Annotated in this window: 13 protein-coding genes; 6 read left to right on the forward strand and 7 right to left on the reverse strand. The window is 66.1% G+C overall.

Features of this window, described 5'->3' with window-relative positions:
* Positions 1–32 precede the first annotated feature (32 nt).
* Positions 33–776 (reverse strand): hypothetical protein, encoded by a 744-nt coding sequence (locus H6717_00730; protein MCB9575537.1) that lies wholly within the window; start codon positions 774–776, stop codon positions 33–35.
* Positions 773–2,545, reverse strand: coding sequence for a hypothetical protein (locus tag H6717_00735; protein MCB9575538.1), 1,773 nt, complete (start codon positions 2,543–2,545; stop codon positions 773–775). Before H6717_00735 ends, H6717_00730 begins: the two co-directional genes overlap by 4 nt.
* Positions 2,546–2,688: 143 nt before the next feature.
* On the opposite strand from H6717_00735, the gene H6717_00740 reads away from it, so the two are divergent.
* From H6717_00740 to H6717_00750, 3 genes are read left to right on the forward strand one after another with little or no spacing between them, the layout of a single operon-like run.
* Entirely contained in the window at positions 2,689–3,315 is a 627-nt protein-coding gene (locus H6717_00740) for an Isoquinoline 1-oxidoreductase subunit (GenBank protein MCB9575539.1), read from the forward strand.
* Positions 3,312–3,770, forward strand: coding sequence for a (2Fe-2S)-binding protein (locus H6717_00745; protein MCB9575540.1), 459 nt, complete (start codon positions 3,312–3,314; stop codon positions 3,768–3,770). The genes H6717_00740 and H6717_00745 overlap by 4 nt, the downstream gene beginning before the upstream one ends.
* A gap of 2 nt (positions 3,771–3,772) precedes the next feature.
* Positions 3,773–6,013, forward strand: coding sequence for a xanthine dehydrogenase family protein molybdopterin-binding subunit (locus H6717_00750; GenBank protein ID MCB9575541.1), 2,241 nt, complete (start codon positions 3,773–3,775; stop codon positions 6,011–6,013).
* Here the strand turns inward: H6717_00750 and H6717_00755 are convergent.
* Together H6717_00755 and H6717_00760 are read right to left on the reverse strand one after the other, a co-directional pair.
* Entirely contained in the window at positions 6,010–7,476 is a 1,467-nt protein-coding gene (locus H6717_00755; GenBank protein MCB9575542.1) for an NAD(P)/FAD-dependent oxidoreductase, read from the reverse strand. The two genes, H6717_00750 and H6717_00755, sit on opposite strands and share 4 nt — an antisense overlap.
* A gap of 191 nt (positions 7,477–7,667) precedes the next feature.
* Positions 7,668–8,816, reverse strand: a complete 1,149-nt coding sequence (locus H6717_00760) for a hypothetical protein (protein ID MCB9575543.1) — start codon at positions 8,814–8,816, stop codon at positions 7,668–7,670.
* 92 nt (positions 8,817–8,908) lie between these two features.
* On the opposite strand from H6717_00760, the gene H6717_00765 reads away from it, so the two are divergent.
* The gene (locus H6717_00765) at positions 8,909–9,832 is read left to right on the forward strand and encodes a site-specific DNA-methyltransferase (GenBank protein ID MCB9575544.1); all 924 of its coding nucleotides are present in this window, start codon (positions 8,909–8,911) and stop codon (positions 9,830–9,832) included.
* On the opposite strand, the gene H6717_00770 is transcribed toward H6717_00765, so the two are convergent.
* The 3 genes from H6717_00770 to H6717_00780 form a co-directional block, all read right to left on the reverse strand.
* Positions 9,811–10,476, reverse strand: coding sequence for a hypothetical protein (locus tag H6717_00770; protein ID MCB9575545.1), 666 nt, complete (start codon positions 10,474–10,476; stop codon positions 9,811–9,813). The two genes, H6717_00765 and H6717_00770, sit on opposite strands and share 22 nt — an antisense overlap.
* A 9-nt stretch (positions 10,477–10,485) precedes the next feature.
* Positions 10,486–11,010 (reverse strand): hypothetical protein, encoded by a 525-nt coding sequence (locus tag H6717_00775; protein MCB9575546.1) that lies wholly within the window; start codon positions 11,008–11,010, stop codon positions 10,486–10,488.
* 79 nt (positions 11,011–11,089) lie between these two features.
* The gene (locus H6717_00780; GenBank protein MCB9575547.1) at positions 11,090–11,623 is read right to left on the reverse strand and encodes a sigma-70 family RNA polymerase sigma factor; all 534 of its coding nucleotides are present in this window, start codon (positions 11,621–11,623) and stop codon (positions 11,090–11,092) included.
* Between the two features lie 100 nt (positions 11,624–11,723).
* Here H6717_00780 and H6717_00785 point away from each other — a divergent pair, with 100 nt between their 5' ends.
* Both H6717_00785 and H6717_00790 read left to right on the forward strand, forming a co-directional pair.
* A complete protein-coding gene (locus H6717_00785; protein MCB9575548.1) occupies positions 11,724–12,407 on the forward strand; it encodes a class I SAM-dependent methyltransferase in 684 nt (227 codons plus the stop codon).
* A gap of 97 nt (positions 12,408–12,504) precedes the next feature.
* Entirely contained in the window at positions 12,505–14,295 is a 1,791-nt protein-coding gene (locus H6717_00790) for a thiamine pyrophosphate-requiring protein (GenBank protein MCB9575549.1), read from the forward strand.
* Positions 14,296–14,297: the final 2 nt, after the last annotated feature.

A 14,297-nucleotide genomic window follows, 5' to 3' on the forward strand; every position in this document is an offset into this window, starting at 1 on the left:
TTTTCCGCGGCGGACCAACATCCCATCGGACCTCAGGGTCCTCCGTCGGGAGCGCCGCCATCCATCTCTTCGCAGCTGCCCTCGGTGTAGGAGCAATCGATGCACGTGGCGCGGGCACACGTGTCTGCGTCGCTGTCGGAGAACGCCAGCACCTGGACCGTGGAGCGATACATCGTAGCCGGCGTGAGCTGGCAGTACTCGTGCTCCTCCGGTGGATCTTCGAGCTCCAGGGTCGTGTACCCGGGCGGGAGCGTCATCGCCACGCAGCTTCTCGCGTCCGACGCGCTCGAAGAGTGCACGACCCTGACTTCCGTGGCGCACAGGTTGGGGTCCCGCACTCCGATGCTGAAGACTTCCGGCCCTACGCACGGACCCGAGGGGCCGGTGACGCACTCGTTGGAGCTCGGGTCGCACATGGCGTCTGCGTTGCAGGTACCGGTGGACGAGAAGCGGCTTTCGCAGCAGCGCTCCCCCACCTCGCCACAGCCGCCGCACACGTCCAAGGAGCGTGAGTCGTCCCATTCGCAGGTAAGCCCCGTGGCGCACCCGCGTGACGAGTTGTTGCAGCAGTGCTCGCCCGTGTGTCCGCAGCTCACGCACATTCCGCTGTGGCACTCCGAGTTGGCGTCGTAGCAGGACGAGCCACCGAGGAACGAGGTTCGCGCACAGGGGTGGCCGATGTGGCCGGCGAGCGGATCGGTGGAGCCGCCGCCGCAGTTGATGCCGAACAGCACGAAGGCAGAAAGGGCAATCGCGGTACTCAGTTTCTTGATCATGACTTCTTCCCCCACACGGCCGTCAGGGCAACGATGGACAGTTTTCCTTCGAGGTAGCCACGCGCGACGACGTCGCCGCCGCCCGTCATGCTCAGGGCCTCGATGGGGGAGAAGCTCTGGTCCGGGAGCAGGGACTTCAGGCTGACGACTCCGATGGAATCGCCCACCAGGTAGACGCCATCCGGCTTGCCCTTCGCGTCGAGCGCGTTCACGACGGCGAGGCCGTTGTCGTCGATGCCGACGGCTTTCTGCGCATAGGAGGGCACGGCGTCGAAGACCTTCAGCTTCTTTCCGCGGGACAGCAGAAACGCACGGCTCCTGCCCTTGATGTCGCGCGTCCAGCCGACCACATCCGAAGCTGAATTGGCAGCCGTGACGCGCGTTTCTCCACCGAGGCCGCCGATGTCGAACGGCTTGTCGCCGTAGAACACGAAGCCACGCTGCACTTGATCTTTGGTGTATTGACCGGCGAGCAGCATTCCGCCGCTGCTCGTCGTGATGCCGCTCTCTTTGCCGACGGCGAGCGAGAACAGCTCGCTGCCGTTGTAGTAAGCGCCCATCGGTGCCTTTTGCGTCCAGGCTCCGAAGGCCGTACCGAGAGAGCTCACGCCCTGGATGGAGAACCCTGGGATGGGAATGACTTTTCCGTCGTCCGGTCTCACCTGGAAGGCAGAGAACCCGACTTTCGGAACGTCTCCCATGCCATACAGGTCTCGGAGGAAGGTCGGGAAGATCTCTTTGGCGTGGAAGCCGAGCACCTCGTCAGCGGGATAGATGTTTTGATTGGCGTCGGCCAGGTACCACTGATCCGCCACGCGCGCGGCAGCCTCTCCGTGGTCCAGGATGCGCAGGTCGTCGATCACCCACGGGGGGAACTTCTTCCGCGGAAGGATGTCTCGAAGCGTGTAGCCGAGCTGCTGCAGGCACTGCTTCTGCACGTGAATGGGCACCGTGCGCGCGGCGCCGCCAGCGGCCGCCCACATCGTCACGTCCCCTCCGAAGCCGGCGGGAATGCGGACCAAGAACCCCTTCTGTGTTCGATAGGCGTCGACGTTCACTCGCTGGTCCGGGAAGAACTCGGGGCGATCGCTCATCAACCGTACTACTCCGCCGCCATCCGGGGCCGGCGTGGCAATCGTCACGCGACCGGTGAAATAGCGGTCGCGATCGACGGCGCACAGGCGGCTGGGCACGTCGACTTCCAGGTCGTTCAGAATCGGGCGCGGCAGGCCGCCCAACATCTGGAACTGCAGCTCCGTGCTGGTTCGAGACCAAGTGGTCCAGAACGGCGCCGTGCCATAGGCCGTGACGCTGCTAGTCGGTAGCGCCGTGAGGACAACGCTGTATGGGCAGCTCGACGTGTTGCACGTCGGGTCGGTGTCTTCGGAGATGTGGTCGACGCGCGCAACCAACTGCCCCGCGAGGCGTGTCAGGTGGGTGTCGAACGCGACCTCTTGAGGCACCGGCAGGGTTTCATCGAAGGTCCAGGTGATGACGTTGCCAACGGCGATCCCGTGCATGTGCACGTTCATGCTGAAGTCCGCGCCCAGGTCCGCGGTGTTGATGGTTCCGTCCAGAGTGCCGGGCGCCTTCGAAAGCACCAGGCCTCCGGCCGTGAGCGATTTGTCGTCGATTTCCAGGTGGGCGGTGCGAAACAGCACACTCGCGCCGCGCCGCACGTCATCTGCGGGTGATGCAGATGCCGAACGCGCGGCGAGCAATGCTGCGCACGCAACCAGGCCCGTCCCCACTCTCTGTAGCCAGCGCATTTTCTCCTCCGTGTTGTTCCGGTGCGAAGACCGAAAGGACGTGGGGGTATTCGTCTTCGGGGAAGCGAACCTGACAGAGAAAACGCAACCGGTTGCCGCTTCGGGGCCCTGCACTATAAGGGCAAACCGTGCGTCACTATTTCGTGTTGGGGATCGTGCTGGCCTTGCCGGCATGTGGTCGAACGGTGGAGGCTCCGCGTTCCGGACACGCCGAGCTACCGCCGGTAGAGGCGGGCGGACTCCGTCCGGTCAGCGACTTCGAGACCATCACGGATCCCACCGCGCGTTCCGCCGCCATGTTCCTGGAGGCGAGCCGCGTGCTGACCCATCCGCGGTGTCTGAATTGTCACCCCGCGGGGGATACGCCACTGCAAGGCGAGAGCATGATGGTGCACGAACCGCCGGTCACGCGGGGCGTGGGCAACCGTGGCGTGGTGGGAATGGAGTGCACGAGCTGCCATCAAGATGAAAACCTGGAGCTGGCGCGGGTGCCGGGCGCGCCGGACTGGCACCTGGCCCCGATACAAGCGGCGTGGGTGGGACGTTCGCCGCGTCAGATCTGCGAGCAGCTGAAGGACCCCAAGCTCAACGGCAAGCGCACGCTCGAGGCCATCGTGGAGCACAGCGAAAACGATCGCTTGGTGGCGTGGGGTTGGCAGCCGGGCCACGGGCGGGAACCCGCGCCGGGTTCGCAGGCCGCGTTCGCAGCGCTGATTCGCGGTTGGGTCGAGGCCGGTGCTGCGTGCCCGGCAGAAGGGAGCACGCCGTGAAAATCACCCTCAGCGTCAACGGCAAGCAGCACCAGTTGGACGCGGATCCCGACATGCCGCTGCTGTGGGTGTTGCGCGATCTCCTGGGGCTGACCGGCACCAAGTATGGATGTGGTCAGGCCCTGTGCGGCGCCTGTAGCGTGCACCTGGACGGGCAGGTCGTGCGCTCGTGCGTCACGCCCGTGAGTCGCGCTGCAGGACGCGCCGTGACCACTATCGAGGGATTGTCGAAAGACGGAACCCACCCTCTGCAAGAGGCGTGGGTCGAGCTCGGTGTTCCCCAGTGTGGCTTCTGCCAAGCGGGGCAAATCATGGTTGCCGCGGCGCTGCTCAAGGAGCACCCGCGGCCCACGGAAGAACAGATCGAGCAGTCCATGGCGGGCAACCTGTGCCGCTGCGGTACCTACACGCGCATCCGCACGGCCATTCACAAGGCTGCGGAGAAGGGCAAGTGAGCATGGAGGCGCGGCACGTCACCCGCCGGTCCTTCCTCTTGGGCCTGAACCTGTCGCTCGGCGGTCTGGCGCTGGGTTTCTTTCCCGGCGCCGCGCTGGCGCTCGAAAACAGCGTGCAGCGCATCCGGTCCACCTTCGATCCGAACGTCTTCATCCACGTGAGCGAGAGCGGCGAGGTGACCATCGTGTGTCACCGCTCGGAGATGGGGCAGGGGATCCGGAGCTCGCTCCCCGTGCTGCTAGCGGACGAAATGGGCGCGAGCATGGAGCGGGTGCGCGTGGTCCAAGCGGATGGCGACAAGGCCTACGGCGATCAGAACACGGACGGGTCCACCAGCATCCGTAGCCATTGGGAGGAGCTGCGGAGGGCGGCTGCCACGGCGCGCACGGTGCTGATCGCCGCAGCGGCGACCAAGCTGAGCGTGCCTCCGGGCTCACTCGTGGCTCGCGATGGGACCGTCACCCACGACAAGACGAAGCGATCGCTGAGCTTCGGAGACCTGGCGCCCATCGCCGCAAAGCTTCCGATCCCGAAGTCCGTGAAGCTCCGCCCGGATTCGGAGCTCTTGCATTTGGGCAAGGAGCTGCCGCTGCTCGACGGTCCGGCGTATGTCACCGGCAAGGCCGTGTACGCCGCGGACGTGCGCCTGCCGGGCCTGTTGGTCGCGGTCATCGCGCGGCCGCCGGTGGTGGGCGCTCGCGTCAAGAAGCTCGACGCTTCTTCGGCTAAGAAGATCCCGGGCGTGCGGCACGTCATCGAGATGCCCGCCCCCAAGAAGCCGTGGGCGTTTCAGCCGTGGGGTGGCGTCGCGGTCGTTGCCGACAACACCTGGGCGGCGTTGCGCGGGCGCGCGGCGTTGGTGATCGAGTGGACCGAGAGCGAGAACGACGGCTACGACTCGGCGAAGTTTCGCGGCGAGCTCGCCCGCTCCGTGAGCGCTCCCGGAAAGGTCCACAAGCAAAAGGGTGACGCGGAAGCGGCCCTCCAGAGCGCCGCGCAGCAGGTGGAGGCGGAGTATTACGTGCCGCATCTCCCGCATCTTTCGATGGAGCCCCCGTGCGCCACGGCGCATTTCGACAACGGCAAGCTCGAGGTGTGGGCCTCGACTCAGGCACCACAACGAGCGCGGACGGAGGCGGCCAAGACCCTCGGCATCCCCGAGCAAGACGTGACGGTGCACGTCACGTTTCTCGGTGGCGCTTTCGGTCGAAAATCGAAGGCGGACTTCGTTGCCGAGGCCGCCGTGCTCGCCAAGAAGGTTGGCGCGCCGGTGCGCGTGCAGTGGACGCGGGAGGACGACGTCCAACATGACTACTACAACACCGTGAGCTTCCAGCGCTTGAGCGCGGGGCTCGATGCCGAGAAGAAGGTCGTCGCCTGGCGGCGCCGAACGGCGTTTCCGCCCATTGCCTCCGTGTTCAACGCGACGGCGGACACCCCTTCGGCGGGAGATCTGCAGCAAGGGGTGCTCGACCTGGCCCTGTCCGTGCCCAACGTGCGGGCAGAAGCATGCAGCGCGAAGGCCCACGTTCGCATCGGCTGGCTGCGCAGCGTCTACAACATCTTCCACGGCTTCGCGACGGGCTCGTTCATGGACGAGATCGCCCACGCTCGGCGCATCGACCCGCGCGAAAACCTTCTCGAGCTGATCGGAGCGCCGCGCAAGCTGTCGCTCTCGGACCTCGGCATCTCCGATCTGTCGAACTATGGAGCGCCACTGTCCAAGCATCCCGTGGATGCCGGACGCCTACGCGGGGTGGTCGAACGCGTGACGGACGCTTGTGGTTGGAGTCACAGAAAGGACCGCGCTCTGGGCCTGGCAGCGCATCGCAGCTTTCTGAGCTACGTCGCTACGGTCGTATCCCTGGTGAAGGAGGGCAACCGCGTCCGGGCGGACGAGGTGTGGGTGGCGCTGGACGCGGGTATCGTGGTGAACGCGGAGCGCGCTCGATCCCAGATGGAAGGCGCGGTGATCTTCGGGCTCAACTTGGCTTTGTTCGGCGGCGTGACGTTCGAGAAGGGCCGCGCACAGCAGACGAACTTCCACGACCTGAGGCTGCTTCGCATCGCCGATGCACCTCGGAAGATCCACGTGGAGATCGTGAAGAGCGACCAGCTACCCGGCGGAATCGGAGAACCGGGCGTTCCCCCCGTGGCGCCGGCCCTCGCCAACGCCTGGTTCGCCCTCAGTGGCAAGCGGGCGCGCTCTTTGCCTTTCGGCAAGGATCTGAACGTCGGTTAGGCGACGAGCTCGCGGTGGTCGCCGGCGCACAATAGCTGCACCACTTGGCGTCCGCTCATCACAGCCGTCGGAACTCCCCCGCCGGGCTCGACCCATTGACCGGCCATGTACATGCCGGAAAGTCCCGGCAGCGTCTTCGGCACGTGCTCGAAGATCTGGCCGTTGCTCGGCATCCAACCTTCGTAGGAGCCACGCCAGGAGCGCGCTGTGGTCCAGAAGGTGAGGGGCGTCGCGATGTCCGTCATTTGCACGGCGTCCGACACTCCGGGAAGGTGCGGTTCGATGAGCTCGAGGGCCTGACGGGCCACGGCGTCCTTGGCGGCGTTGTAGCCAGTGCCGCGCTTCGCCCACCAGTCATAGTGCGTGGCGGCCATCAGCTGCACCACGCTGTGGCCCGGTGGCGCGTAGCACGGGTCGTCGTTCTCCAGGCGCAGGTAGAGCTGGTGGCCGGTGCGTCCACCCAGCTCGAAGGGCGTGACACCATCGACGTGCAGCAGCGAGGGTTCGTCCTTCAGCGCCAGCGACACTCCAAAGCTCGCAAGCACGATGGGATCGAAGAGCTTCCAAGTTTGTAGACGCTTGCGCGCGGCGTCCGCGCCAAAGTGCCCGCCGAGCAGTCGCAGCACCGTTTCCGGCATGCTGGACGTCGAGATCACGACGTCGGCGTCGATGATCTCGCCGTCGTCCAGGCGCACACCCACCGCTCGGTCCCTTGCGACCAGGATCTCGTCCACCGTGGCGTGCACCCGGACCTTGCCACCCGCGCGCTCGTAGCTCGCGATCAGCGCATCGCGGAACGCTTCCGTGCCGCCCACCGGACGTGAAAGGTAGCCGCGCTCGAGGTAACCGAGCACCATCAACATGAACAGCGCCGGCGCTTCGGGTGGCGCCAAATGCTCGAAGAAGCGAGCCAGGCGCGGATCCTTCACGTGCTCTTCCAGCCAGCGCTTCATCGGCTTTCGGAAGCGCATCACCGTCGGGATCTCGTGGCGCGCGTGCCACAGGTAGGCGACGGAATCCCCCAAAGTGGAGAGCTCCGGTGGGTGGTCCACGCGCGGATCCAGCTCCGCGAGATGGCGCGCGCCGTCCACCACGCGATGGATCTCGTCTCGATCCGTGGGCGACAGATCTTCGAGGTCCCGCGCGAGGGCTTCCAGGTTCTTGGTGACGGACACCTGAATGTGGTCGTGAACGTGACGGTATGTCGAGAAGTGCTCCAGCGTGTGGCGCTGCACCGCGGGCAAGATCCCCAGCTCCTCGTACACGCGGTCGAAGGCGCCGCCGGTGAGCCAGTGGATGCAGCCGTCCACCAGGTACTCGCCGCGACGCCATGCCGTGCACACCCCACCCAGCGCCAAGTTGTGCTCGACGATGGTCGTCTCGTAGCCGTTTCGTCGTGCGTACACTCCAGCGGACAGGCCGGCGAGGCCGCCGCCAATGATCACCAAGCGTGAGCTCGCCATGCCATTCGTGCGGGCAAGGGGTGTGCCCTGGGCGAATTCCGCAGCGCGATGCAGATTCGCGGAGCCGCGTTGCGCACTGATTGCGCCGCTTGGAGCGAGCGCGGCAGATCCTTCAGCGACGGGATTCGCGCCGTATCGACATCATGGGCATGGGGATGTTGGCTCGGCGCGATACCCGTCGCGAACGGCCGTCAGGCGGCGTCGCCGAAGATCTCGCGCTCCACCGCGAGCTCGGCTTCACCCTGGGTGCACTCCGCGCTCATGAAATCCTTGTCCACGTGGCCCGGGCGCGTGGCACGGCAGTACGCGTTGAACACGCGGTTGAAAAACGCATTCTGCTGTCGCGCGTCCTCCGGCTGCAGGAAGCCCGCGCGCTCGGTGAGGTGGGTGACCTTGCGCATCACGGAGCCCGCGAAGTCGAAGGCGTCGATGCCGAGCACGGCGAGCTCCGGCTCCAGGTACATGATGAGCGGCAGCGTGGGCAGCGTCATCTTGATGCGCCGCACGCGTCCGAGGGGGCTTCGCATCTGCCAGCGGCTCAGCGGGAACTCCTTGAAGTAGTTCATGGGCAAGGCCGTGTGCCGGCTCTCGTCCAGGTGGAACAGCCGCAGTACGTCGAGCCCCGGCAGCGTGGACAGCACGCCGAAGATGCTGAGGGCGATGCTCTCCACCAGGATGTTCATGCCGAAGAAGCGGTCCAGTCCCTTCGCCTTGAGGGTGCCCTCGAGCAGCAAGTACTCCCAAGCGCTCTGGCGCGGCACTCCCACCCCGAAGGCTTCCACCAGCTCTCGCATCACGACGAAGTGCTTGGCCTCCTCCAGCACCTGCATGGTGACGGCGGCCTTGGCACCGGTGCTCTTCACCTGGGGCAGCAAGCTGGCGGAAACCAGCCAGGCGTAGGCCTCGCCGTGACCGATGGCCGACAAGATCGCGACGATGGCGCGCTTCTGTTCCACCGTGTACTCGCGATCGAGAAGCGCCTTGAACTCCGCGCTGGTGATGCGTTCGCGGATGCTGCGCTCCTCCCCCGTCATGCTCTTTTCGGCCAGCTCCACGATCTCGCCCTCGTGCTTGCCGGCGTCGTGGAACGACGACCACGGTGCGGACAGCTCGGCCTTCCACAAGAGACGCAGGCTCTTGTCGTAGTGCTTCTTGCGCAGCCCGTCTTGGGCGCCTCCGACGAACTCGTAGTGCACGTCGTCGTACTGGGCAGCGCGGCCGCCCAGATGCGCGAGCTCCTTGACGTGGTCCCAGGAGCGGAGCACGCCGTTGGCGACGCGCTCCACGTTGCGGTTCAGCTCTGCGGCTCGCGGGTTGACCGGGCGCTCGTGAAACTGCATGCAGCCCTCCTACGCCGAATTTTACAGCGCGCGCGTCGAGACGGTCTTGCTCTCGGTCAAGAGCAGGCGGCGTGTTAGCGTGCGGCTGCTCGATGACCAACCGCTCGCACCACAATTCCGGCCATCGCCGGATGAACGCGATGCGAAAGCGCGGCGAGGCCCACTCGTCCGAGAAAGCCGTGGTCGCCGAGGTTCCGACGCAATCCAGGCACGCAGTCCTGAGTGCGGACTGCCTGGAGGTGCTCGCGCGCATTCCAGACGGTTCCGTTCAGCTCATCGTGTGCGATCCGCCGTACAACATCCAGCTGGCGGACTGGGACGCCCACGCGGACTACATCGCCTGGGCGCGAACGTGGCTGGCGGAAGCCGAGCGGGTGCTTTCGGACACCGGCAATCTGGTCATCTTCGGTGGGCTCCAATTCCAAGGGGAAGCCGGCAGCGGGGACCTGCTCTCCATCTTGCATCACATGCGCACGGCGAGCGCGATGCGCCTGGTGAATCTCATCGTGTGGAACTACCCCAACGGGATGAGCGCCCATCGCTTCTTCGCCAGCCGGCACGAAGAAGTGGCGTGGTTCGCCAAGTCGTCGGGTTACTTCTTCGATCTGGACGCCGTGCGGGAGCCGTACGACGAAGAAACGAAGGCGGCGTACCTGAAGGACAAGCGGCTCCGCCCGGAGAGCGTGCAGAAGGGCAAGAACCCCACGAACGTGTGGCGCATCGGACGCCTCAACGGAAACTCCCGAGAGCGCGTAGGGCACCCCACGCAGAAGCCGCGACAGCTCGTGCAACGGCTGGTGCGAGCGCTGTCGTTCCCGGGCTCCGTGGTGCTGGATTTCTTCGCGGGCAGCGGCGTCACGGCGCGCGTCGCCATCGAAGAGGCGCGCCATAGCATCGTGGCGGACGTCGACCCCGCGCTCTACGGCTATCTGGAAAAACAGCTCGAAGACTTGGACGGCGTTGTCTACCAGCTCTCATCCGAGCTGGACGCGGATCATCCGGTGTTCGGCGCCTGAAACAGGCCGAAGGCGCCGCCCTGCGGGTCGTCGCAGGCCGCGAGCAGCGCCCCGGTGCCTCCCACCGTGGGCTCGAGGGCCAGACCCGAAAGGCGGCGCACGCGCTCGAGCGCCGCGGCGATGTCCGGCACGCGAAAGAAGAACTGCCACTGGGGGTGCACGCCCTGTCGGCCGGCGAGATTGCTGACGCTGCCCACCGGCTCATCGGAATCGCCCCAACTGAAGGACTGATGCCGCGCGCCCGCCACCTCCCGGAGCGCCAGCGCCTTCCAACCGAACAGGGACGAGTAGGTCGACCACGCCTTGGCTTCGTCGTCCGTGATGAGCAGATGCCAGCCGATGCGGTGGCTCGGCGAACCCTTCGGGCAGAGCGCGACGATGGCGCCGAAGGGATCCCGAAACGCGGGTGGGCCGAGGCGCTGTGCGCCGCGCTCCTCGAGGCGCTGCCCCGTCAAGGTCACGTCCTCCACGCCGACATGGCCCAGCCAGTGGGGCGGTGCTCCCGCAGCCTTGGCCCGCTCCGGCAAGGGAGCGAGGGAGAACACGTCGCCCCAGGGCAGGCCGTCGAGCACGTCGTCATAGAACGCGCGGGCGGCGGCAAGGTCATGGCTGCGGTGCTCGAAGCGATGGAACGGATTCGGCATGACGGAAGCCTAAGACGCGGAGAAACCTCGTGTCTCGCTCGCGAGGCATCGGTGGGCCAATTCTCGCCCCCAAGCGGCGCTTGGGCAGAACAGCACGACACGATGAAGGAACGGAACGAGACCCGTGCTCGACTCCAAGATCGAGCATTCTGGCCCGTGCCACCAGCGCTCCAAGTCGTCGCTCGCTTGCTCATGCAGCGTGCTCGACGTCGCGCGTGCCAAGCGGGGGGCGATGTCGGCAGGGAGAACCTCCAGCGCTTCCGTGTAGCGGGACGCCGTCCAGCGTGCGGCCTCTTGCTCCAGCAGCGTGACCACGGAGCGGGCGACGAGCGCAGGATCGTGGTCTTCGATTCCCGCGTCGTCCTCCACGTCCCAGATCTGACCCCGAGCGTCGACGTACAGCGAGGCGTGGGCCGTCGCGATGCGCACCCACTCGGCTCGGTGGCGGAACGGCGGACAGAAGCTGACGAAAGCCAAGCGACGACCGGGCCATTCGATGCCGTCGAGGCGGAGTCCGTCGACCAGGCGCGGCACGGGTAGGGGAAATGTGCCGCCACCTGGATCGAATGTTCCCTCGGACGAGAGTAGCGCTCGCGCCCGTTCGGACAGTGCTTCAGTCGACACAGCAGCCGCGTTCCGCGCAGCCGCACTCCGTACAGGAGCGCGCGCGCAGGGTTCCGCAGTGCTCCGCCATGCGCTTGCGCAACGCTGCGCGGGCACGATGGAGCCGCACGCTCGCGTTGTTCGTGGTGAGACCGAGCTCCGCCGCCACTCCCGGGAGCGGCGCGCCATCGAGCACCACGCGCCGGAGTATTTCCGTGTACTCCGGCTTGAGCTGCCGCGACTGAGCCAGCACGCACGAGCACGGCGCCGTCTCGATCGCCGGGTCGTCTGCGACGTCCGCTGGAAGCTCCACCTCACGCTGGGCGCGCAAGGCGTCTCGCAGCGCGTTTTGCACGATGCGCGCCACCCATGCTTCCGCGCGGGCTGGATCCCGAAGCTGCGCGGCGTGCTCCAAGGCGCGCGCGCTCGCCGTCTGCAGCACGTCCTCCGCGCTCACGCGTCCCGCAGCCTTGCTTCGCACTCGGCGTAGCAGAACGTCACGCTCGGTCTCGAGCACGCGGCGAACGGCTGCAGAATGGCCCACGAATGCGAGTTTGGGGCGGCCTGGCTTCCGGAGCAATCCCGACGCCGGAAATATTTGGACGAGCGCTGTAAGATCGCCGGACCCTCTGCGTCAGTCGGGCATGCAACTCGCAGACGTGACTCGCAACTACGACCGGGCCGCCAAGCACTACGACAAGCTGACGGACGTGGTGTTCGGCGGCATTCTGGGCGTCGAGAAGTACCGCAAGCGCACCGTGGAGCTCTTGGGCGACCTGGCCGGCAAGACGGTGCTCGACGTCGGGGCCGGAACTGGGCGCAATTTGCCGCTGCTCTTGCCGCGCGTGGGCCCCGAGGGCAGCGTCATCGCACTCGATTACTCCACGGGCATGCTGCAGCAGGCGCGACAGCGCGTACGAGACGCCGGATGGGAGAACGTCCGCCTGCTTCAGGGAGACGCCGCGCGGTTGGCGGGCGTGACGGTGCCCGTGGACGCGATCATTTCCGTGTGGTGCTACGGCATCGTTCACGATCTTCCGGCGGCGCTTCGGCGCGCCGTGGAGGTGCTCCGTCCGGGCGGGCGCTTCGCCATCATGGACTTCGATCGCGCCCGACCCGACCATGGCGTTCTGCACTGGTTGTACCCCACGTATTCGCTCCTTTTGCGCTGGGCTGGCATCGATTCCAAGGAGGATCTGGACGATGCACGCTTGCGCGACAAATGGCGCCGCGGGCGCGAGCTGCTCGATTCGCTGCTTACGGACGTTCAGGTGGAGCGCTACTTGGCCGGAGGGGGCTTTGTCCTGGCCGGACGCAAGCCGGGCTAAGCGGCGGCGATCTGCCACGGTGCGAAGCATCGCCACACTGCTCGACGAACAAACGCGCAATTGAACGGGGCATGGTGAATGCATCCGAGCGCCCGCCATGAGCAGCAACACCGTCAGCGACTTCGTGATCCAAAGGCTACAGCTCTGGGGTATCAGCCGTATCTACGGTTATCCGGGCGATGGCATCAACGGGCTGATGGGTGCGCTGCGCCGCGCCGAGCGGGAGATGCGCTTCGTGCAAACGCGGCATGAAGAGCTGGCCGCCTTCATGGCCTGCGCGCATGCAAAATTCAGTGGGGAAGTGGGCGTGTGTATGGCCACTTCCGGTCCCGGAGCCATCCACTTGCTGAACGGCCTGTACGACGCCGCCATGGACAACCAACCCGTAGTCGCGCTGATCGGTCAGCAAGCCACAACGGCAATCGGCAGCGACTATCAGCAAGAGGTCGACCTGGTGAGCCTGTACAAAGACGTGGCGCACAACTTCGTGCACGTGTGCATGAACCCGTCCCAGGCGCGCCACTTGATTGACCGTGCCATTCGCATCGCGAAGGCGGAGCGCAGCGTCACTTGCGTGATCTTCCCCAATGACATCCAAGAGGCCGACGCGGTGGAAACACCGCCCCGCGCTCACGGCGTGCCCCTGAGCGGAGTCGGTTACTCGGAGCCGTCCATCGTGCCCCGTGAGCGGGAGCTCGACCACGCTGCGGAGCTCCTGAACAGCGGTGAGCGGGTGGCCATGCTGGTGGGGGCGGGCGCATTGGGGGCGAGCGCGGAGGTGCTGGAGACGGCGGACGTGCTCGGCTCGGGGATCGCCAAGGCGCTGCTCGGCAAGGCCGTGGTGCCGGACGACCTGCCGAACGTGACGGGGGCCATTGGTCTGCTCGGCACCGAGCCCAGCGACTGGATGATGGCACACTGCGATCGCCTGCTCATGGTGGGGACGAGCTTTCCGTACTCGGAGTGGCTGCCCAAGGAAGGCCAAGCGCGGGCCGCGCAGATCGACATCAAGCCGCGGAAGCTTGGCCTGCGTTTCCCCACGGAGGTCAACTTGTGGGGGGATTCCCGCGAAACGTTGCGGGCTCTGTTGCCGCGCTTGAAGAAGAAGGAGGACCGAAGCTTCAGGAGCAGCATCGAAGAGCGCGTGAGGGCCTGGTGGCAGCTGTTGGAAGACCGCGCGATGAACGACGCGGATCCCATCAATCCCCAGCGCGTGTTCTGGGAGCTTTCCCCGCGCCTGCCGGACGAGTGCATCCTGACGGCCGACTCCGGTTCCGCGGCGAACTGGTGGGCGCGGGACCTGAAAATCCGGCCCGGGATGATGGCGTCACTGAGCGGAAACCTCGCCACGATGGGTCCCGGTGTTCCGTACGCGCTGGCCGCCAAGCTGGCGCATCCGGACCGCCCCGTGATTGCCGCCGTTGGAGATGGCGCGATGCAGATGATTGGCATGAACGGGCTCATCACCATTGCGCGGCTCTATCCGAGTTGGACCAACAAGCAGCTCATCGTCCTCGTGCTCAACAACGGTGACCTAAATCAGGTCACCTGGGAGCAGCGGGTGATGGCAGGAGATCCGAAGTTCGACGTTTCCCAAAACCTTCCGGCGTTCGCCTTCGCCGGCTATGCGGAGCTCTTGGGGTTGAAGGGCATCGTGATGAAGAAGCCCGAGGACATCGCGCCGGGGTGGGAGGAAGCACTGTCGGCAGATCGCCCCGTGGTGGTCGAGGCGTTCACCGATCCTGAAGTGCCGCCGCTGCCGCCCCACATCAGCTTCGAGCAGGCCACTCATTACTGGCAGTCCATCGTGCGCGGGGATTCGAACCGCTGGCGCATGCTCAAGCAGTCCGTCAAGGACATGGGACCGAGCTTCACTGGCAAAGGCTGAAC

The sequence above is a fragment of the Polyangiaceae bacterium genome, assembly GCA_020633235.1.
Lineage (GTDB): Bacteria > Myxococcota_A > Polyangia > Polyangiales > Polyangiaceae > JACKEA01.

Coding starts and splice junctions, on each gene's coding strand:
- H6717_00730 (MCB9575537.1), bottom strand. CDS start 776: ATGATCAAGAAACTGAGTACCGCGATTGCCCTTTCTGCCTTCGTGCTG.
- H6717_00735 (MCB9575538.1), bottom strand. CDS start 2,545: ATGCGCTGGCTACAGAGAGTGGGGACGGGCCTGGTTGCGTGCGCAGCA.
- H6717_00750 (MCB9575541.1), top strand. CDS start 3,773: ATGGAGGCGCGGCACGTCACCCGCCGGTCCTTCCTCTTGGGCCTGAAC.
- H6717_00755 (MCB9575542.1), bottom strand. CDS start 7,476: ATGGCGAGCTCACGCTTGGTGATCATTGGCGGCGGCCTCGCCGGCCTG.
- H6717_00760 (MCB9575543.1), bottom strand. CDS start 8,816: ATGCAGTTTCACGAGCGCCCGGTCAACCCGCGAGCCGCAGAGCTGAAC.
- H6717_00765 (MCB9575544.1), top strand. CDS start 8,909: ATGACCAACCGCTCGCACCACAATTCCGGCCATCGCCGGATGAACGCG.
- H6717_00770 (MCB9575545.1), bottom strand. CDS start 10,476: ATGCCGAATCCGTTCCATCGCTTCGAGCACCGCAGCCATGACCTTGCC.
- H6717_00785 (MCB9575548.1), top strand. CDS start 11,724: ATGCAACTCGCAGACGTGACTCGCAACTACGACCGGGCCGCCAAGCAC.
- H6717_00790 (MCB9575549.1), top strand. CDS start 12,505: ATGAGCAGCAACACCGTCAGCGACTTCGTGATCCAAAGGCTACAGCTC.